The sequence below is a fragment of the Pseudomonas sp. GW821-FHT02C04 genome (assembly GCF_059421845.1).
This window is the reverse complement of record NZ_JBWKVT010000002.1, coordinates 22,908-41,536: the sequence shown is the minus strand read 5'-3', so window position 1 is coordinate 41,536 and position 18,629 is coordinate 22,908. Positions and strand designations below refer to the sequence as shown.

Sequence of the window (18,629 nt, the reverse complement as noted above, 5' to 3'; positions counted from 1 at the left end):
CGCAGTCTAACGCGCAGCGCTGACTGGCGAGGATTCGGTGATCAATGGCGCGACCGGGGGCAGGACGCCGCCGTGTTCGTCGCATTTGCATGACAGCCGTTCAAAGCTGTCGACGTTCATCAGGGTCAGGCTGCCGCCCCACACGCAACCGGTGTCGAGGGCTGAAATGCCGGGTTCGTGGACATTGCCTTCCAGCGCCGCCCAGTGGCCGAAGATGATCCGCAGGCCGCGGGTCTTGCGCTCCTTGTGCTGGAACCAGGGCTTGTAGCCTGGTGGCGCCGTGTCGAGGCCTTCCTTGCTTTTGAGGTCAAGTTTGCCCTCGGCAGTGCAGAAGCGCATGCGCGTGAAATAGTTGGTGATGACCCGAAGGCGAGTTACGCCGCTGAGCTCGCTGTCCCACTTCGCCGGTTCGTTGCCATACATGCCATCAAGGAACGCCGGGAACAGGTTGTCGTCGCGCAGGGCGGTCTCGACTTCTTCGGCGTACTTCAGCGCCTTGCGCAACGACCATTGCGGTGCAATGCCGGCGTGCACCATGGCGACTTCACGTTGCTCGTCGTAGTGCATGAGTTTCTGCTGGCGCAGCCATTCCATCAGTTCGGCGCAGTCCGGCGCTGCGAGAATCTCGCGCAGCGTGTCGGACTTCTTCATTCGCTCGATGTTTTTCGCCGCCGCCAGCAGGTGCAGGTCGTGGTTGCCCAGTACGCAGACCAGCGATTCACGCATGCCATAAAGGAAGCGCAGGGTTTCCAGTGATTGCGGGCCGCGGTTGACCAGGTCACCCACCAGCCACAACCGATCCACTGCCGGGTCGAACGCGACCTGCTTGAGCAAGCACTTGAGCGGTTCGAGGCAGCCTTGCAGGTCGCCGACGGCATAGGTCGCCATTAGTGCAGGGCTCCGGGAACGGCGAGGCGGAAGGGTTTGATGATTGCGTCGAAATGTTTGCCGTCGCTGGCGACCATTTCATAGCTGCCCTGCATGGTGCCGACCTTGGTGGTCATGACCGTGCCGCTGCTGTAGGTGTGGCTTTTTCCCGCGTCGATCAGTGGCTGTTGGCCCACCACGCCGGCGCCGCGCACCTCTTCGACATGCCCGTCGCCATCAGTGATCACCCAATGCCGGGAGATCAGTCGGGCTGGCTGCTCGCCATTGTTCTGCACGGTGATGGTGTAGGCGAAGGCAAAGCGGTCGTGCTCGGGTTGCGATTGGTCTGCCAGATAGTGAGTAACGACACTGACATCGACCTGATAACGAGAATCAGACATGCAAAAGGCCTTAAGGACAAAGCGGAACGCGGGGTGTCGCCGATGGGTTGAGTCTAGGCAAGTATCGGACAGGAGACCAGAGCGACGTCCTGCCCGAGCGCAATGCTTGCCTGTCAGTCGGCAGCGGGTGTTGGTGCGGGCTGTTCGGCGAGCTTGTCGGCCAGGCGTACGAACGCTGCCAGGTCAAGCTGCTCGGGACGCAGGCTGCCATCGACGCCGGCGGCTTCGATTTCAGCGTTGCTCAGCAATTGCTTGAGGGTGTTGCGCAAGGTCTTGCGGCGCTGGTTGAAGGCTTCGCGCACGACGCGCTCCAGCAGGCGATGGTCCTTGGCCGGGTGCGGCAGTACTGCGTGCGGCACCAGACGCACGATGGCCGAATCGACCTTCGGCGGCGGGTTGAAGGCGCCCGGGCCGACGTTGAACAGATGCTCGACCCGGCAATGGTACTGAACCATGATCGACAGACGGCCCCAGTCACCACCACCCGGACCTGCGGCGAGACGCTCAACCACTTCCTTCTGCAACATGAAGTGCATGTCGCGGATGATGCCGGCGTTGTTCAGCAGGTGAAAAATCAGCGGCGTGGAGATGTTGTACGGCAGGTTGCCGACCACGCGCAGGCTGTTCGGTGCGGCGTTCAGGGTGTTGAAGTCGAACTTCAGCGCATCGCCCTGATGCAGGTTGAAGTTGCTCTTGCCGGCGAACTGCTGGTTGAGGATCGGGATCAGGTCCTTGTCCAGTTCCACCACGTCGAGTTGTGCACCGCTGTTCAGCAGGCCTGCGGTCAATGCGCCCTGGCCCGGGCCGATTTCCAGCATCCGGTCGTCAGGCTTGGCGCTGATGGAGCGCAGGATGCGGTCGATGACGCCGGCATCGTGCAGGAAGTTCTGGCCAAAGCGTTTGCGCGCCTTGTGTTGGTATTGCTCGGTCATAAACGGGTCTCGGCCATCTGGTAGGCGGTTTCCAGGGCGACCTGCAGGCTGCCGGTGTCGATCTTGCCGCTACCGGCCAGATCCAGGGCGGTGCCGTGGTCGACGGAGGTGCGGATGATCGGCAGGCCCAGGGTCACGTTGACCGCAGCGCCGAAGCCTTTGTACTTGAGCACGGGCAGGCCCTGGTCGTGGTACATCGCCAGCACTGCGTCGCAGTGCTCCAGATATTTGGGGGTAAACAGAGTGTCGGCAGGCAGCGGGCCACGAAGGTCCATGCCCTCGCCGCGCAGGCGCTCCAATGTGGGTTCGATGATGTCGATTTCTTCATGGCCCAGGTGTCCACCTTCACCGGCGTGCGGGTTGAGCCCGCAGACCAGGATGCGCGGTTGGGCGATGCCGAATTTGTCTTGCAGATCGGCGTGCAGAATTCGCGTGACCCGTTCCAGTCGCTCCGGCGTGATCGCATCGGCGATGTCGCGCAGGGGCAGGTGAGTGGTGACCAGCGCCACGCGCAAACCGCGGGTAGCGAGCATCATCACGACCTGGGCGGTGTGGGTCAGGTCGGCGAGGAATTCGGTGTGGCCGGAAAAAGCGATGCCCGATTCGTTGATCACGCCCTTGTGCACCGGGGCGGTAATCATCCCGGCGAAATCGCCGTTCAGGCAGCCATTACCGGCACGGGTCAGGGTTTCAAGGACGAATGCGGCGTTGGCCTTGTCCAGTTGCCCGGCGACCACCGGGGCGCTGAGCGGGGTGTCCCAGACATAAAGGCTGTCGGCCGGCGCCGGAAGATCCGGCCATTGACCGGGCGACACAGGCAGCAGACTGACGGCCAGCCCCAGCTGCGCGGCCCGCTCTTGGAGCAGGTCGCGGCTGGTGATGGCAATCAGGGGATGTGGCTGGGCTTGCGAGGCGAGCAGCAGGCACAGGTCGGGACCGATGCCGGCTGGTTCGCCGGGTGTCAGCGCGAAACGCTTGGGTTTCACTGCGCTGCCTGGTCTGCACCAGGGAGTTTGATCTCTACGTACGCTTCGTCACGGATCTGACGCAGCCAGGTTTGCAGCTCTTCATCGTATTTGCGGTTACGCAGTACGGTCATGGCTTGCTGCTCGCGGGCCTGTTCGGTGCTGTCAGTGGCGCGACGGCCAAGGACTTCCAGAACGTGCCAGCCGTACTGGGTCTGGAATGGCTTGGACAGCTGACCCTGAGGGGACTTGGCCATCACGGCGCGGAATTCCGGTACCAGTGCGTTCGGGTCGATCCAGTTCAGGTCGCCGCCGTTGAGGGCAGAGCCTGGGTCTTCCGAATACTTCTTGGCCAGTTCGGCGAAATCTTCACCGGCCGAGATGCGGTTATAGAGCGATTGAGCCAGTTCCTTGGTCTTCGCTTCGTCACGAACAGGACTTGGCTTGACCAGGATGTGGCGCACATGCACTTCATCGCGCATCTGGCTTTCGCCGCCGCGTTTTTCCAGCAGCTTCAGGATGATGAAACCACCCGGGGTACGTGCTGGTTGAGTGATGTCGCCGACAGCCATGCTGCTCAACTCGCGGTCGAACGGCGGTGGCAATTGAGCAGCTTTACGCCAGCCCATGTCGCCGCCTTCCAGAGCGTTGTCGCTGCCGGACTTGGCAACGGCCAGTTGACCGAAATCAGCGCCTTGCTTGAGTTGCTGGTAAACCTCCATCGCCTGGCGTGCGGCGCTCTGAATCGCTTCAGAGTTGGCGCTTTCCGGGGTCGGGATCAGGATGTTGGCCAGGTGCAGCTCTTCAGACAGTTGCATCTTGCCCAGGTCGGAGGCGAGGAAGTTCTTCACTTCCTGCTCCGATACCTGAATGCGTTCTGCAACACGGCGCTGACGCACGCGGCTGATGACCATTTCCTTGCGGATCTGCTCACGGGCGCCTTCGTAACTCAGGCCGTCGTGAGCCAGGGCTGCGCGGAACTGATCGACAGTCATGTTGTTGCGCTGGGCAATGGTGCCGACAGCCTGGTTCAGTTCTTCATCGGTGATGCGGATACCGGAACGTTCGCCGATCTGCAGTTGCAGGTTTTCGACGATCAGGCGCTCGAGCACCTGTTGATCCAGCACGCCCGGAGGCGGCAAGCCGCCACCGCGCTTGGCGATGGTTTGCTGAACTTCGTGGACGCGTTGATCCAGCTGGCTCTGCATGACCACGTCGTTGTCGACGATGGCCACCACTTTATCGATGGACTGCACCGCGGCGTTGGCCGCGGTACCCAGGAACAGCGCGCCCAGCATCAGCGGGCGCAGACAATCAGAAAGCTTGGTCTTCACGTTGACGATAACCTTGGATGCCTTTGTCGAGGAAGCTCTCTACCTTGGCGCCAGTGAGGCCGCCGAGTCCCTTCAGAACAATTTGTAGGAAGACGCCGTGGTCGCCTTTTTCGTTTTGCGGAGCTTCCTGACTGAACTCGTCGTAGGAAACCCAGTAACGGTTGATCAGGCGCAGTTTCCAGCAGCAGTTGTCGTACTCGAAACCACCGAAGGCTTCCAGTGTACGGTTGCGGTTGTAGTCGTACTGCCAGCGGCTGATTGCGCTCCACTGTGGAACGATCGGCCAGATGACCGAGAAGTCATGCTGCTGGATCTTGTAGTAGTCCTTCACGTAGCCAGGCTGGCCCGGGGTGCCGTAGTCACCACCACCCACCGACCATTTGCCGGTGTTCTGGTCGTAACGAACCTGGTCGTTGCGATAGCGATAACCGAGGTTGACCACCTTGTTCGGGTTGTCTTCAGGCTGGTAGTGGAACATCGCGCTGCCGGAACGTGGGCTGCGGCTGTCCGGATCCCAGTTGTAGTCGGCAGTGGTGCGCCAGTCGCGGTTCCAGCGGTATTCGTATTCCAGCGCATAAGGCGAAACGTTGGAATGCGCATCGTCGCGGGTCTTTGGATCGATACCTGGCAGTTGGACTTCGCGATCCTTGAAGTACAAGGCCTGGCCGACACTGATACGTTGACGTTCGAAGCCGTCGTCTTCGATCCAGCGGCTGGTTACACCCAACGAAAGCTTGTTCTCGTCGCCGACCCGGTCGGAACCGGAGAAACGGTTGTCACGGAACAGCGAGGAATAGTTGAAGGTGTATTCGCTGGTGTCGAACACTGGAATGTCTTCTTGATCCACCTCAGGTACATAGAGGTAGAACAGACGCGGTTCCAGGGTCTGGCGGTAGTTCTTGCCAAAGAACGACGTGTTGCGGTCGAAGTACAGGCCGCTGTCGATGCTGGCGATCGGCACGCCACGGTTTTGGTTGCTGCCAAAATTACCGTTGACGTATCGGGCGCCGTTCGCTGCAGCGAATGCCTTCTGGGCAACGATGTCGCTTTTGCCCTGGCCGTCCAGGTCCAGTTGGTACTGGGTGTACTGGTACTTGAGCGATGGCTTGAGGAAGCCATACGTCCAGTTCAGCGGCAGGCTGACGCCAGGCTTCAGATTCAGGCGATCACCGTTGGCACGAGCCAGGCCGGTCACGTTGGTATCCAGTCGGGGAGAGACAGTGCCGTCTTCGTTGACGAAGTCACCGGTTTTCAGATCGCGGTCAAAGCGAACGAGTTCGGTCTCGTAATCGAAGTTCAGGCCTTCCGGGTGGTACGGCAGTTTGCCATTGAAGGTGATCTGCGGCAGGCGCCCGTAAGGTGTGATGTTCGAAACGGTTGCCAGCTGATACTGCTGAGCATTCAGGATGGCGGTGTAGTTATCGCCACGGTAGGCAACCAGACCCTGCTGATTCACGAAGTCCTGGCTCTTCACGCCGATCTGGTCGGTGGTCAGGTCCTGGAAGTAGTACGGATCGCTGATCTTGGTGTAGTCAACCTGGGTGTACACGCGGGAGTCCAGGCCACCCTTGTGTTGCCAGTTGTACATGTAGCGATTTTTTTCGTAATCGGTCTGCTTGCTGCGATCGGTGTCTTCGTCGTTGAGGTACGCGGCGCCGAACTGACCTTCGCTGGATTTGGTCAGGTAACGGAATTCGCCTTCCACCAACATGCCGCGCTTGCTCATGTAGCGCGGGTACAACGTGGCATCGTAGTTCGGTGCCAGGTTGAAGTAGTACGGGGTGACCAGCATGAAGCCGGTGTCGCTGCCGGTGCCGATGGTCGGCGGCAGGAAGCCCGACTGACGACGGTCGTCGATCGGGAAGTAGATGTACGGGGTGTACAGGATCGGAATGTCCTTGACCCGCAGTGTCACGTTGGTCGCGGTACCGAAGCCGGTGGCAGGGTTCAGGGTAATGTTGTTGCCCTTGAGCTGCCAGGCGTTGCTGTTCGGTTCGCACGTGGTGTACGTGCCGTCCTTCAAGCGGATGATCGCGTTCTCGGCGCGCTTGGCGTACAGCGCGTTACCGCGGATGCGCGATTTGTGCATCACGTATTCGGCGTTGTCGACTTTCGCTTCACCGGTGTCGAGCTGTACATCGGCGTGGTCGCCGACGATCAGCGCGCCATTGTCGCGAATGCGCACGTCGCCCTTGAGTTCGGCGCGGCTCTCGGCCTGATAGAGGCTCGCTTCCTGGGACTCGACCTGCATGCTGCCCTGACGCAGAACCACGTCACCGGCCAGCGTGCCGACCTGATCTTCGGTGTTATAGCGCGAAGCTTTCGCGCCGATGAAGGTCGGGGCGTCACTTTTATTCGTCTTGTCATTCATGCCAGGACGAATTGGTTCGATATAGGAACCAGAGCAGTAAGGACCTGTCTCGGCCAGTTGGGCGGCGGTGAGCTTCTCGCGCGGAACCCAGTCGAGGTGACTGTAGTCTTCGCTACGGGATTTCAGGCCACGGCCCTTGGACTCGGTGACCAGCACGGGTTTGGGACCAGAGTCCGAAACAGTGCCGTTCTCGGCCGGGGCTTCGCCGGCAGCGCTGACGGCACTGCCGTCATGCACCGGACGCGGTGGCAATGCAGCCGCCGACGTCTTTGGCGAACAGGCCCAGCCGCCCGTAGCCGAGACGGCGCAGTCATACTGCTCGGCGGCGACAACGAATGAACTGGCCAGAGGTTGCATAGCCAGCAGACTGCCGGTTACCAACAACGGAAATTTTTTACGAAACGCGGGGGATTTCAATGCCATCTTATTAGTCCGGGCTTCCTGCGTGCCATCTGCCCGCGGTGTGGGCCGCACGCCTCTCGATGGTCTGAAAAAGATGCTGGATAATAAAGCATGACCCGCTTGACGGCTAGCGCCGTCGGAGACCCTTGCAATGCCTGACCAAGATGTACGCTTGCAACACCTGAAAGTTTGGCTCGATGAGCAGTTGGCAACCCTTTTTGCCGATCAGGGCTGGGGTGTCGTACCCCCGGCCACGTTGACTGCGGCCAGCAGCGACGCGAGTTTCCGCCGTTATTTCCGTTGGGAAGGCGCCGGTCGCAGTTTCGTCGTGATGGACGCGCCGCCGCCCCAGGAAAACTGCAAACCGTTCGTGGATATCGCCTTTTTGCTGGCGAAATCCGGAATTAACGTGCCGAAAATTTATGCCGAGGACCTCGAGCGCGGATTTCTTTTGCTCAATGACCTGGGCAACAAGACCTATCTCGACGTGATCGACAGCGAAAATGCCGACGCATTGTTCAGCGATGCCTTGCAGGCGCTGTTGGCATTTCAGCAGTTGCCGATGGTGGCACCGCTGCCGAGTTATGACGTCGCGCTGTTGCGTCGCGAGCTGGAACTGTTCCCCGAGTGGTACGTGAAACGCGAACTGGGTGTGGAATTCGACGCCACGCAACAGCAGCAATGGCAACAGGTCAGCGATCTGCTGATCGAGAGCGCGCTGGCACAGCCCAAAGTGCTGGTGCACCGCGACTACATGCCGCGCAACCTGATGCTCAGCGAGCCGAACCCCGGCGTGCTGGATTTCCAGGACGCGGTGTACGGCCCGGTGACCTACGACGTGACCTGTCTGTTCAAGGACGCCTTCCTCAGCTGGCCTGAAGAACGCGTACGTGGCTGGCTGGAAAACTACTGGCAGCAGGCGACAGCGTTGAACATCCCCGTGCAGCCGGACTTCGAAGACTTCCTGCGCGCCAGCGACCTGATGGGCGTGCAGCGTCACCTCAAAGTTATCGGGATCTTCGCCCGCATCTGTCACCGCGACGGCAAGCCACGCTACCTCGGCGATGTGCCGCGCTTCTTCTCTTATATAGAAGCGGTGATCGCACGCCGTCCGGAATTGGCGCAACTGCAGGCATTGCTGGTCAGCCTGCGTGGCGGAGTGACTGCATGAAGGCAATGATTCTGGCGGCCGGCAAAGGCGAGCGCATGCGCCCGCTGACCCTGACCACCCCCAAACCGCTGGTGCGTGCCGCTGGCGTACCCTTGATTGAGTACCACCTGCGTGCCCTCGCGGCGGCGGGTTTCAGCGACATCGTGATCAACCATGCCTGGCTCGGTCAGCAGATCGAAGATTACCTGGGCGACGGTTCGCAATTCGGCCTGAGCATCCGTTACTCGCCTGAAGGCGAGCCGCTGGAAACCGGTGGCGGTATCTTTCGCGCCTTGCCGCTGCTCGGCGACGAAGCGTTCCTGGTGGTCAACGGTGACATCTGGACCGATTACGACTTCAGCGTGCTGCACCAGCCGATCACCGGACTGGCGCATCTGGTGCTGGCGGACAATCCGGCCCATCACCCGACGGGCGATTTCTGTCTGGTCGGCGACCAGGTGCAGGACGGCCAACCGGACAGGGCAACCCTGACTTACAGCGGCATCGCTGTGCTGCATCCGCAATTGTTCGATGGCTGCACGGACGGCGCTTTCAAACTGGCACCGTTGCTGCGCAAAGCCATGGCGGACGGGCAGGTGAGCGGTGAGCGACTGAAAGGCCAATGGGTCGATGTCGGTACGCATGAGCGTCTGGCTGAAGCCGAAACCTTGATAGAAGCGAGTCGCTGATATGTTGTGGCCAGGGACTCTGATTGGAGCCGGAGCGGGTTTTGCTATCGCCAGCATTCCGGGGGCCATGCTTGGGGCTTTGTTGGGGCAGGCGCTGGATCGGCGCCTGCATTTGCAGAGCTGGGGGCATTTGCGGGAAAAACTCGGCGGCCAGCCGATGCTGCGCAACGACGAGTTGTTGTTCGTCTTGCTCGGGCGTCTGGCCAAGAGTGACGGGCGGGTCACCGACGGTCATATCCAGCAGGCGCGTCAGGAGATGCGCGCGCTGGACATGAGCGAGCCGGCGCAGCGTCGGGCCATTGCCGCGTTCAATCGCGGCAAGTCCGGCGGGGATCGCCTGCGCGGTTATCTGCGGCGTCTCAGCGCTCAGCCCCATGCGGCCGAAGGCGTGTTGCGCGCCTGCTGGCGGATGGTCTGGGCCGATGGCCGGGCCGGCAGCAGCGAACGCGAACTGCTGGCGCAATGGGGCAAGTGGCTGGGCTGGACGACTCACCAGATTCAGGCGCTGGCGGCGGATTACGAGCCGAACAAGCGCCCGATTGTCAGCGCAGCGGTGAGTTACCAGGATGCGATGCGCCTGCTCGGCGTGTCGGCGACCAGCGAACCGGCACAGATCAAACGCGCCTATCGTCGCCTGCTCAGTCGCCATCATCCGGACAAGGTGGCCGGGACCGGTGCGACGGCGGCCCAGGTGCTCGAGGCAACTGAAAGAACTCGCGACTTGCACAATGCCTACACATTGATTCGCGAGCGGCGGGATTTCCGCTAGACGAAAAAAAAGATCGCAGCCCAGGCTGCGATCTTTTTTTGTGCGGTCGGTCAGTCCGGGGTTTGCGGATTCAACCAGCCGCGTACCCGGCGGAACAATTGTTCCTGCTCGGCCTTGTTGTCGGGCAACGCCTTAAGCGCGACCTGGCTGAACGCCGACGTCTTCAAGCGCTTGCTGGCCTGCAAACGCTCCAGTGCGGCGTTGCGATCCAGCGGCTTGTCCATATAGAAGATATCGGCGGTCGGCAGCTTCAGCAGTGGCGTCAGCTCTGCCAGTTCAGGCTTGGCCTTGGGCGGTACTTGCGCGGCGACCATCACCAGTTTTTCCACTTGTGCCGTCTGCTTTTCGTTCAGGAAACGCGCGGCCCAATAGGCGCCGGTGCCGTGGCCGAGCACCACGATGCTGTGCGCGCCTTGCTGTTCGGCGTAGGCAATCGCCGCGTCGATGCGGGCGAAGATTCGCTCGGCGTCGGCCTTGGCCTGTTCTTCGGTGGTTTCGGCGACGACCTTGTCCGCTACATCCGCTTCACCGCCGGCGGCTTGCTCGATCGGTTCGGCGGTGGTCGAATCCTTGCTGCCTGCATCGGCGGTTTTCGGCGCTGCGGGCGCTTCGATCACGCGCGGTGCGATGGCATCGCTTTGCAGGTCAGGCAGGGTGATACTCAGGCTGTTCCACTCGACGTCCGGCAACTTGCGCCGCAGCGGGCCGATCGCTTGGGGCCAGTCAGCGGTTTCGCCGGCACCGGGGATGAGGATCACCACGCCTTTGGGGTCGGCCGTGTTGGCCGGTTTCCACAGCGCGAGGAATGTGTCGCTGCCGGCCTGCAACTGTTGTTGTTCCTGGGCCGGGACTTTGCGTTCGAGTGCCGAGGCTTCTTCCTGACTACGCTCAAGCAGTGGCTGGCGTTCGACCGGTTTTTCTTCGGCGGGTTTTTCCGCTGCTGCGGCGGGTGCCGGATCGGCGGCTTCGACGGAAAACGCACAAGGCAGGATCAGCGACAGGCACAATGCTGGCATTGCCAGGCGAGAGACAGGGGGCATCGGTTATTCCAGGCCAGAAAGTATCCCGGCAGCCTAATGGGTTGGTCAGAATTTGTCAGTGTATGGGATTTCAATGATGCGTTTTTGCTGCCTGTGGGTTATCGGCTGTCTGGCGTTTCCCTTGATGGGGTGGGCCGCGCCTGCGCCGCCGAGCCATGTTGCGCAGTTGTCGACGAGCCAGCAACAGTGGCTGACCCAGCACAATGAATTGCGCGTCGGCCTGATTCTGCAGGCGCCGTACGCGCAATACGACCGGCGTTTGCAGCGGCTGTCCGGGGCCAATGTCGAGTTGATGAAGTGGATGGCCAAGGCCCTCGACATCGAACTCAGTTGGCGCAACTTCCCCGATCTGGAGCAACTTGAAGCCGCCGCGCGGGACGGAGAGATCGATATTGCCCCAGGCTTGACCCAGACGCCCGGTTCGCTGCGTCTCTGGCAGTTTTCCGATCCTTACATGCGCGTGCCGCAACTGGTGGTCAGCGACCAGAAAGTCAGCAGTTCGGTCGAGCTGGAAAAACTCGACAGCCAGGCCCGGGTAGCCGTGCGCATGCCCAGCGTCACCGCCGATTACCTGCGCGGTAACTATCCCCATCTGAATCTGCAAGGCGTGCCGCTGGAGCGTCAGGCGTTGCAGTTGCTGTTGAGTCAGCAGGCGTCTTACGCGGTGGTGGACGAAGCGCAATTGGGACGCCTGTCGACGGAGCCGGAGTTTGCCGGGCTGGTAGTGGTCGGCGACATCGGTTTGCCGCAACTGCTGCGGGTCGCCACCCGTCGTGACTGGCCGGAGCTGGCCGGGATTGTCGAAAGTGCCTTGCGGGCGATCCCGGCAAAAGATCTGGAGCGCCTGCACACCCAATGGCTGCAACCCAAGTACCCGCGGCTTTCGGAGTCGCCGGGGTTCTGGCAGAACCTGAGCCTGTTGTTCGCCGTGTTGCTGCTCAGTTGTGCGGCGATCGTCTTCTGGCAGCGGCGCCAGCAACACAGCCTTGAACAACGCCTGCTCGCCGCCCGGGAAGACATCGCCCTGCGCGCCGCCAGCGAAGAAGCCTTGCGCCTGACCCAGTTTTCCATCGATCAGAGCACCGTCGGCATCCTCTGGGTCAACTGGGACAGCCACGTGCGTTACGCCAACCGTGCGGCGGAACACATGCTCGGTTATCCACAGGGCGCGCTGATCGAGCGACCGCTGATCGACTTCGAACCCGGCCTGCACATGGACCGCTGGCTCAACCTGTGGAAACGCGCCCGGGCCAGTGAAGAAGGGCCGCTCAGCTTTGAAACGAGTTGTGTGCGCGCCGATGGCAGCATCCTGCCGGCGGATGTGTCGTTGAGTTTTCTGCGGTTTCGCGACAGCGAATATCTGGTGGTTTATCTCACTGACGTCACCGAACGCCGGCGGGCCCTGGCCGCGTTGCAGGAAAGCGAGGCGCGCCTGCAAGGCATCGCCGCCAATGTGCCGGGGCTGGTGTTCCGCCTGGAGCGGGCGCCGGTGACCGGGCAGATCGACTTTGCCTACATCAGCGAGGGCAGCGAGAGTCTGGTCGGCTACGCGCCGGCCGCCATCGCCCATCGCGACATGGGCCTGCGCAGTCTGGTGCACCCGGACGACAAGGCCGGTTATCACCAGACCCAGGACCGGGCGCTGGACACTGACAGCGACTGGTCGTGGCAGGGGCGGATCCTGACGCGGCAGGGCGAACAGCGCTGGGCCGAGATCAAGGCCATCACCCGGCAACTGGAGGACGGCGCCTACGTCTGGGACGGCATCGTCTGGGACATCACCGAAAGCAAACGCATCGAACTGGAACTGGCGGCATCGCGTGAACAACTGCGCGAGCTGTCGGCGCATCTCGAAAGCGTGCGGGAAGAGGAAAAAGCACGCATTGCCCGTGAGGTTCACGATGAGCTGGGGCAGATGTTGACGGTGCTGAAACTGGAGACGTCGATGTGCGAACTGGCCTACGCGCAACTCGACCCCGGTCTGAATGAACGCCTGAACAGCATGAAACGCCTGATCGCCCAGCTGTTCCAGTTGGTGCGCGATGTGGCGACGGCATTGCGCCCGCCGATCCTCGATGCCGGGATTGCCTCGGCAATCGAATGGCAGGCCCGGCGTTTCGAGGCGCGTACGCAGATTCCATGTCTGGTGCAGGTGCCGGAAAATCTTCCGCCGCTCAGCGACGCCAAGGCCATCGGCCTGTTCCGCATTCTTCAGGAGGCGCTGACCAACGTCATGCGCCATGCCCAGGCGCATACTGTGGAACTGACGCTGGCGCTCGAAGGCGCCGATTTGTGTCTGACAGTCAGCGATGATGGCGTAGGATTTGTCGCCACTGCGGGCAGGCCGACATCCTTTGGGCTGGTGGGCATGCGTGAGCGGGTGTTGATCATGGGCGGTCAGTTGTCACTCGACAGCGAGCCGGGCGAGGGCACCACGCTGAGCGTGCGGGTGCCACGGGATGAGGAGAAGTAAGTGATCCGTGTACTGGTAGCCGAAGACCACACCATCGTTCGCGAAGGCATCAAGCAATTGATCGGCCTGGCCAAGGATCTGCAAGTGGTGGGGGAGGCGAGCAATGGCGAGCAGTTGCTGGAAACCCTGCGCAGTGTGCCGTGCGAGGTGGTGCTGCTGGATATTTCCATGCCCGGGGTCAACGGGCTGGAAGCGATTCCACGCATCCGCGCACTGAACAATCCGCCGGCGATTCTGGTGCTGTCGATGCACGACGAAGCGCAGATGGCCGCCCGGGCGCTGAAGGTCGGCGCCGCCGGGTATGCGACCAAGGACAGCGATCCGGCGCTGCTGCTGACGGCGATCCGCAAGGTCGCGGCGGGCGGGCGCTACATCGATCCGGAACTGGCCGACCGGATGGTCTTCGAAGTCGGTCTGACCGATACGCGACCGCTGCATTCGTTGTTGTCGGAGCGTGAGTTTTCCGTGTTCGAGCGCCTGGCCCAGGGCGCCAACGTCAACGACATCGCCCAGCAGCTGGCCTTGAGCAGCAAGACCATCAGCACCCACAAGGCGCGGCTGATGCAAAAGCTCAACATCACCTCACTCGCCGAGCTGGTGAAGTACGCGATGGAACACAAGCTCCTTTAATCCGCATATCCAATAGCGACAGGCACTTTTGCCGGTTCCTGCGGCTGGAACTTCAGGGCTCGCACCTGACGTGTCCAAACGCGCCATCCTTGTAGGGCAATCCCTACCCCCGGCCTTCCATCCGGCTGAGGCGATTCTCTCCTGCGCCCCGATTTGCGTGACTGCAAGCAGCCACTAGGCTTAATCCCACAGCAGTCATCAATAACAAAGGTGTGGGTATGAGCCAGGTCGAATCAAACGCAGGGGCCAGTGATGTGCTGGTCAGCTTTCGTGGAGTGCAGAAGAGCTACGACGGCGAGAACCTGATCGTCAAAGACCTCAACCTGGACATCCGCAAGGGCGAGTTCCTGACCCTGCTCGGGCCATCCGGCTCCGGCAAGACCACCAGCCTGATGATGCTCGCCGGTTTCGAAACCCCGACCGCCGGTGAAATCCTCCTGGCCGGACGGGCGATCAACAACGTGCCGCCGCACAAGCGCGACATCGGCATGGTGTTCCAGAACTACGCGCTGTTCCCGCACATGACCGTCGCCGAGAACCTTGCGTTCCCGCTGACCGTGCGTGGCCTGAACAAGAGCGACGTCAGCGACAAGGTCAAGAAAGTCCTGAGCATGGTGCAGCTCGATGCCTTCGCTTCGCGCTATCCGGCGCAATTGTCCGGCGGCCAGCAACAGCGTGTGGCGCTGGCCCGTGCGCTGGTGTTCGAGCCACAACTGGTGCTGATGGACGAACCCCTCGGCGCCCTCGACAAGCAGCTGCGCGAACACATGCAGATGGAAATCAAACACCTGCACCAGCGCCTCGGCGTGACCGTGGTCTACGTGACCCACGACCAGGGCGAGGCCCTGACCATGTCCGATCGTGTCGCCGTATTCCATCAGGGCGAGATCCAGCAGATCGCCCCGCCGCGCACCCTCTACGAAGAACCGAAAAACACCTTCGTCGCCAACTTCATCGGCGAGAACAACCGCCTCAACGGTCGCCTGCTGAGCCAGAACGGCGAGCGCTGCGTGGTCGAGTTGGGGCGTGGGGAAAAGGTCGAAGCGCTGGCGGTCAACATCGGCCAGACCGGCGAACCCGTCACCCTGTCGATCCGTCCGGAGCGCGTCAGCCTCAACGGTTCGAGCGATCAATGCGTCAACCGCTTCTCCGGGCGGGTGGCCGAATTCATCTATCTGGGCGACCACGTCCGGGTGCGCCTGGAAGTCTGCGGCAAGACCGACTTCTTCGTGAAACAACCGATTGCCGAGCTCGATCCAGCGCTCGCGGTCGGCGACGTGGTTCCGCTTGGCTGGCAGGTTGAGCACGTTCGCGCGCTTGATCCTCTTCTAGAGGCGCATTAAGCGCCCCGGCAATACCAACACCAACCCTGCACGTGGAGAGAACAATAAATGTTGAGATCCCTGAAGTTCACAGCCCTGACCCTGGGCCTGATGGGTGCGGCAAGCGCAATGGCCGCTGGCCCGGATCTGACCGTGGTGTCGTTTGGCGGGGCGAACAAGGCGGCGCAAGTCAAAGCCTTCTACGCACCGTGGGAAGCAGCGGGCAACGGCAAGATCGTTGCTGGCGAGTACAACGGTGAGATGGCCAAGGTCAAAGCCATGGTCGACACCAAGAGCGTGTCCTGGGATCTGGTAGAGGTTGAATCGCCGGAACTGTCCCGTGGCTGCGACGAAGACATGTTCGAGCAACTCGATCCTGCGCTGTTCGGCAAGACCGAAGACTACGTCAAAGGCGCGATCCAGCCGTGCGGCGTGGGCTTCTTCGTGTGGTCGACCGTGCTGGCCTACAACGCCGACAAGCTGAAAACCGCACCGAGCAGTTGGGCGGACTTCTGGGACACCAAGAAATTCCCGGGCAAGCGCGGCCTGCGCAAAGGCGCCAAGTACACCCTCGAATTCGCACTGATGGCCGACGGCGTTGCGCCGAAAGACGTCTACAAAGTGTTGGCCAGCAAAGATGGTCAGGATCGCGCATTCAAGAAGCTGGACGAACTCAAGCCAAGCATCCAGTGGTGGGAAGCCGGTGCCCAGCCGCCGCAATACCTCGCGTCCGGTGACGTGGTCATGAGTTCGGCCTACAACGGTCGGATCGCGGCCGTGCAGAAAGAATCCAACCTGAAAGTGGTGTGGAACGGCGGCATCTACGACTTCGACGCATGGGCCATCCCGAAAGGCCTGGACGCCAAGCGTGCGGAAGCGGCGAAGAAATTCATCGCCTATTCGGTGCAACCGCAACAGCAGAAGACCTATTCGGAAAACATCGCCTACGGCCCGGCCAACACCCAGGCTGTACCGCTGCTGGCCAAGGATGTCCTGAAGGACATGCCGACCACCCCGGAAAACATCGCCAACCAGGTGCAGATCGACGTCAGCTTCTGGGCTGACAACGGCGAGCAACTGGAGCAGCGCTTCAATTCCTGGGCTGCGAAGTAAGGCTTGATGCATACGCGGCGTCACCCCCAAGGGTGACGCCGTCATTCAAAAGATTTCCGGAGTACGTCATGGCCATCGCCGTTCCCCTGAACGAGGGCAACAGCCCCACCTTGAAGCAGAAGCTCAAGCGCGCCGAGCGGGTCAACCGCTGGAAGGCCCAGGCGCTGATTGCGCCGCTGGTGCTGTTTCTGTTGCTGGTGTTCCTGGTGCCGATCGTGGCGCTGCTCTACAAAAGCGTCGGCAACCCGGAAGTGGTGGGCGGCATGCCACGCACCGTGGCAGCCATCGCCAGTTGGGACGGTCGCGGACTGCCCGCTGAGCCGGTCTACAAAGCCGCCGGCGAAGACCTCGCCGAAGCTCGCAAAAACCAGACCTTGGGCGATCTGTCCAAGCGCTTGAACATGGAGTTGGCCGGCTATCGCAGCCTGCTGACCAAAACCGCCCGTTCGCTGCCATTCGCCAGCGAGCCGGCCTCTTATAAAGAAGCGCTGGAAGGCCTCGACGAACGCTGGGGCGATCCGGCCTATTGGCAGGCCGTGAAGCGCAACACCAGCAGCATCACGCCGTTCTATCTGCTGGCGGCGGTGGATCATCGCATCGACGACCTCGGCGAGCTGGCCCCGGCCACTCCGGATCAGGCGATCTACCTCGACATCTTCGCCCGGACCTTCTGGATGGGCCTGATCATCACCGTGATCTGCCTGGTGCTCGCTTATCCGCTGGCGTATCTGCTGGCCAACCTGCCGTCACGTCAAAGCAACCTGCTGATGATTCTGGTGCTGCTGCCGTTCTGGACCTCGATCCTGGTACGGGTCGCCGCGTGGATCGTGTTGCTGCAATCCGGCGGATTGATCAACAGCGCGCTGATGGCAATGGGCGTGATCGATAAACCGCTGGAGCTGGTGTTCAACCGCACCGGGGTTTACATCTCGATGGTGCACATCCTGCTGCCGTTCATGATCCTGCCGATCTACAGCGTGATGAAAGGCATCTCGCCGACCTACATGCGCGCCGCGATTTCCCTGGGCTGCCACCCGTTCGCCAGTTTCTGGCGGGTGTATTTCCCGCAGACCTATGCCGGTGTCGGCGCCGGTTGCCTGTTGGTGTTCATCCTCGCCATCGGCTACTACATCACCCCGGCGCTGCTGGGCAGCCCGAACGATCAGATGGTCAGCTACTTCGTCGCGTTCTACACCAACACCAGCATCAACTGGGGCATGGCCACCGCGCTCGGCGGGCTGTTGCTGCTGGCGACCGTGGTGCTTTATCTGATCTACAGCTGGCTGGTGGGCGCCAGTCGCCTGCGCCTGAGCTAAGGGGAATTAGAAATGCTGAGTCCTTATATGTCGCCCGTCGAGCGGGTGTGGTTCTACAGCTTGCGGATCCTCTGCGGCTTGATCCTGTTGTTCCTGATCCTGCCGGTGCTGGTGATCGTGCCGCTGTCGTTCAACTCGGGCAGCTTCCTGGTGTACCCGCTGCAAGGTTTCTCGCTGCACTGGTATCAGGACTTCTTCGCCTCGGCGGAATGGATGCGCTCGCTGAAGAACAGCATCATCGTCGCCCCGGCCGCGACGGTGCTGGCGATGGTGTTCGGCACGCTGGCGGCGATCGGCCTGACCCGTGGCGACTTCCCCGGCAAGGCGCTGGTGATGGCGCTGGTGATTTCGCCGATGGTGGTGCCGGTGGTGATCATCGGTGTGGCCAGTTACCTGTTCTTCGCGCCGCTGGGCCTGGGCAACAGTTTCTTCTCGCTGATCGTGGTGCACGCGGTGCTCGGTGTGCCGTTCGTGATCATCACGGTGTCGGCGACCTTGCAAGGGTTCAACCACAACCTGGTGCGGGCGGCGGCCAGTCTTGGCGCTTCGCCACTGACCACGTTCCGTCGGGTGACCTTGCCGCTGATTGCGCCGGGGGTGATTTCCGGTGCGCTGTTTGCCTTTGCGACATCGTTCGATGAAGTGGTGGTGACGCTGTTTCTTGCCGGCCCTGAGCAAGCGACGTTGCCTCGGCAGATGTTCAGCGGGATTCGCGAGAACCTGAGTCCGACGATTGCGGCGGCGGCGACTCTGCTGATTGCCTTCTCGGTGATTCTGTTGCTGACGCTGGAATGGTTGCGTGGACGTAGCGAGAAACTGCGTACCGCTCAGGTCTGAACCCCCTCGATGATTGTT

Annotated in this window: 16 protein-coding genes; 9 read left to right on the top strand and 7 right to left on the bottom strand. The window is 61.6% G+C overall.

The features are described from left to right. Positions 1 to 6: 6 nt before the first annotated feature. From AC07VV_RS08275 to AC07VV_RS08250, 6 genes are all read right to left on the bottom strand, one after another. Complete coding sequence (locus tag AC07VV_RS08275) at positions 7 to 888, bottom strand: symmetrical bis(5'-nucleosyl)-tetraphosphatase (protein ID WP_495035968.1); 882 nt, start codon at positions 886 to 888, stop codon at positions 7 to 9. After that, a complete protein-coding gene (gene apaG, locus AC07VV_RS08270; RefSeq protein WP_495035967.1) occupies positions 888 to 1,268 on the bottom strand; it encodes a Co2+/Mg2+ efflux facilitator ApaG/CorD in 381 nt (126 codons plus the stop codon). The genes AC07VV_RS08275 and apaG overlap by 1 nt, the downstream gene beginning before the upstream one ends. Before the next feature lie 113 nt (positions 1,269 to 1,381). After that, positions 1,382 to 2,200 carry a 16S rRNA (adenine(1518)-N(6)/adenine(1519)-N(6))-dimethyltransferase RsmA gene (gene rsmA, locus AC07VV_RS08265; RefSeq protein ID WP_096817896.1) on the bottom strand — a complete coding sequence of 273 codons (819 nt, stop codon included), beginning with the start codon at positions 2,198 to 2,200 and terminating at the stop codon, positions 1,382 to 1,384. Further along, complete coding sequence (gene pdxA, locus AC07VV_RS08260; RefSeq protein WP_096817898.1) at positions 2,197 to 3,186, bottom strand: 4-hydroxythreonine-4-phosphate dehydrogenase PdxA; 990 nt, start codon at positions 3,184 to 3,186, stop codon at positions 2,197 to 2,199. Before pdxA ends, rsmA begins: the two co-directional genes overlap by 4 nt. Beyond that, positions 3,183 to 4,499, bottom strand: a complete 1,317-nt coding sequence (surA, locus tag AC07VV_RS08255; RefSeq protein ID WP_141401754.1) for a peptidylprolyl isomerase SurA — start codon at positions 4,497 to 4,499, stop codon at positions 3,183 to 3,185. The genes pdxA and surA overlap by 4 nt, the downstream gene beginning before the upstream one ends. Next, positions 4,480 to 7,293 (bottom strand): LPS-assembly protein LptD, encoded by a 2,814-nt coding sequence (locus AC07VV_RS08250; protein ID WP_495035966.1) that lies wholly within the window; start codon positions 7,291 to 7,293, stop codon positions 4,480 to 4,482. The genes surA and AC07VV_RS08250 overlap by 20 nt, the downstream gene beginning before the upstream one ends. Before the next feature lie 130 nt (positions 7,294 to 7,423). Between AC07VV_RS08250 and AC07VV_RS08245 the strand changes: the two genes are divergently transcribed. The 3 genes from AC07VV_RS08245 to AC07VV_RS08235 are packed head-to-tail and all read left to right on the top strand — an operon-like array spanning position 7,424 to position 9,880. Further along, positions 7,424 to 8,443 (top strand): aminoglycoside phosphotransferase family protein, encoded by a 1,020-nt coding sequence (locus AC07VV_RS08245; RefSeq protein WP_495035965.1) that lies wholly within the window; start codon positions 7,424 to 7,426, stop codon positions 8,441 to 8,443. Then, complete coding sequence (gene murU / locus AC07VV_RS08240; RefSeq protein WP_495035964.1) at positions 8,440 to 9,111, top strand: N-acetylmuramate alpha-1-phosphate uridylyltransferase MurU; 672 nt, start codon at positions 8,440 to 8,442, stop codon at positions 9,109 to 9,111. The genes AC07VV_RS08245 and murU overlap by 4 nt, the downstream gene beginning before the upstream one ends. A gap of 1 nt (position 9,112) precedes the next feature. Further along, a complete protein-coding gene (locus tag AC07VV_RS08235) occupies positions 9,113 to 9,880 on the top strand; it encodes a TerB family tellurite resistance protein (RefSeq protein WP_102619793.1) in 768 nt (255 codons plus the stop codon). A 50-nt stretch (positions 9,881 to 9,930) separates the two neighbouring features. On the opposite strand, the gene AC07VV_RS08230 is transcribed toward AC07VV_RS08235, so the two are convergent. Then, positions 9,931 to 10,920 (bottom strand): alpha/beta hydrolase family protein, encoded by a 990-nt coding sequence (locus tag AC07VV_RS08230; RefSeq protein WP_493069991.1) that lies wholly within the window; start codon positions 10,918 to 10,920, stop codon positions 9,931 to 9,933. A gap of 73 nt (positions 10,921 to 10,993) precedes the next feature. Between AC07VV_RS08230 and AC07VV_RS08225 the strand changes: the two genes are divergently transcribed. The 6 genes from AC07VV_RS08225 (at position 10,994) to AC07VV_RS08200 (ending at position 18,611) form a co-directional block, all read left to right on the top strand. Continuing rightward, positions 10,994 to 13,393: a PAS domain-containing sensor histidine kinase gene (locus tag AC07VV_RS08225; protein WP_495035963.1), complete on the top strand. Its 2,400-nt coding sequence runs from the start codon at positions 10,994 to 10,996 to the stop codon at positions 13,391 to 13,393. Next, positions 13,394 to 14,023 carry a response regulator gene (locus AC07VV_RS08220; protein ID WP_003228820.1) on the top strand — a complete coding sequence of 210 codons (630 nt, stop codon included), beginning with the start codon at positions 13,394 to 13,396 and terminating at the stop codon, positions 14,021 to 14,023. A gap of 218 nt (positions 14,024 to 14,241) precedes the next feature. Further along, complete coding sequence (locus AC07VV_RS08215; RefSeq protein WP_007959931.1) at positions 14,242 to 15,366, top strand: ABC transporter ATP-binding protein; 1,125 nt, start codon at positions 14,242 to 14,244, stop codon at positions 15,364 to 15,366. 48 nt (positions 15,367 to 15,414) lie between these two features. Then, a complete protein-coding gene (locus AC07VV_RS08210; RefSeq protein WP_096817911.1) occupies positions 15,415 to 16,458 on the top strand; it encodes a polyamine ABC transporter substrate-binding protein in 1,044 nt (347 codons plus the stop codon). A gap of 68 nt (positions 16,459 to 16,526) precedes the next feature. Then, the gene (locus AC07VV_RS08205; protein WP_249483293.1) at positions 16,527 to 17,774 is read left to right on the top strand and encodes an ABC transporter permease; all 1,248 of its coding nucleotides are present in this window, start codon (positions 16,527 to 16,529) and stop codon (positions 17,772 to 17,774) included. Between the two features lie 12 nt (positions 17,775 to 17,786). Beyond that, positions 17,787 to 18,611, top strand: coding sequence for an ABC transporter permease (locus AC07VV_RS08200; protein WP_096817915.1), 825 nt, complete (start codon positions 17,787 to 17,789; stop codon positions 18,609 to 18,611). The last annotated feature ends 18 nt before the right edge of the window (positions 18,612 to 18,629 follow it).

What these genes read in the sequence shown, in the direction of transcription:
- AC07VV_RS08215 (WP_007959931.1), top strand. Translation starts at nt 14,242, where the DNA reads ATGAGCCAGGTCGAATCAAACGCAGGGGCCAGTGATGTGCTGGTCAGC.
- rsmA (WP_096817896.1), bottom strand. Translation starts at nt 2,200, where the DNA reads ATGACCGAGCAATACCAACACAAGGCGCGCAAACGCTTTGGCCAGAAC.
- AC07VV_RS08275 (WP_495035968.1), bottom strand. Translation starts at nt 888, where the DNA reads ATGGCGACCTATGCCGTCGGCGACCTGCAAGGCTGCCTCGAACCGCTC.
- AC07VV_RS08205 (WP_249483293.1), top strand. Translation starts at nt 16,527, where the DNA reads ATGGCCATCGCCGTTCCCCTGAACGAGGGCAACAGCCCCACCTTGAAG.
- AC07VV_RS08200 (WP_096817915.1), top strand. Translation starts at nt 17,787, where the DNA reads ATGCTGAGTCCTTATATGTCGCCCGTCGAGCGGGTGTGGTTCTACAGC.
- murU (WP_495035964.1), top strand. Translation starts at nt 8,440, where the DNA reads ATGAAGGCAATGATTCTGGCGGCCGGCAAAGGCGAGCGCATGCGCCCG.
- AC07VV_RS08225 (WP_495035963.1), top strand. Translation starts at nt 10,994, where the DNA reads ATGATGCGTTTTTGCTGCCTGTGGGTTATCGGCTGTCTGGCGTTTCCC.
- AC07VV_RS08235 (WP_102619793.1), top strand. Translation starts at nt 9,113, where the DNA reads ATGTTGTGGCCAGGGACTCTGATTGGAGCCGGAGCGGGTTTTGCTATC.
- apaG (WP_495035967.1), bottom strand. Translation starts at nt 1,268, where the DNA reads ATGTCTGATTCTCGTTATCAGGTCGATGTCAGTGTCGTTACTCACTAT.
- AC07VV_RS08250 (WP_495035966.1), bottom strand. Translation starts at nt 7,293, where the DNA reads ATGGCATTGAAATCCCCCGCGTTTCGTAAAAAATTTCCGTTGTTGGTA.
- AC07VV_RS08230 (WP_493069991.1), bottom strand. Translation starts at nt 10,920, where the DNA reads ATGCCCCCTGTCTCTCGCCTGGCAATGCCAGCATTGTGCCTGTCGCTG.
- AC07VV_RS08245 (WP_495035965.1), top strand. Translation starts at nt 7,424, where the DNA reads ATGCCTGACCAAGATGTACGCTTGCAACACCTGAAAGTTTGGCTCGAT.
- AC07VV_RS08210 (WP_096817911.1), top strand. Translation starts at nt 15,415, where the DNA reads ATGTTGAGATCCCTGAAGTTCACAGCCCTGACCCTGGGCCTGATGGGT.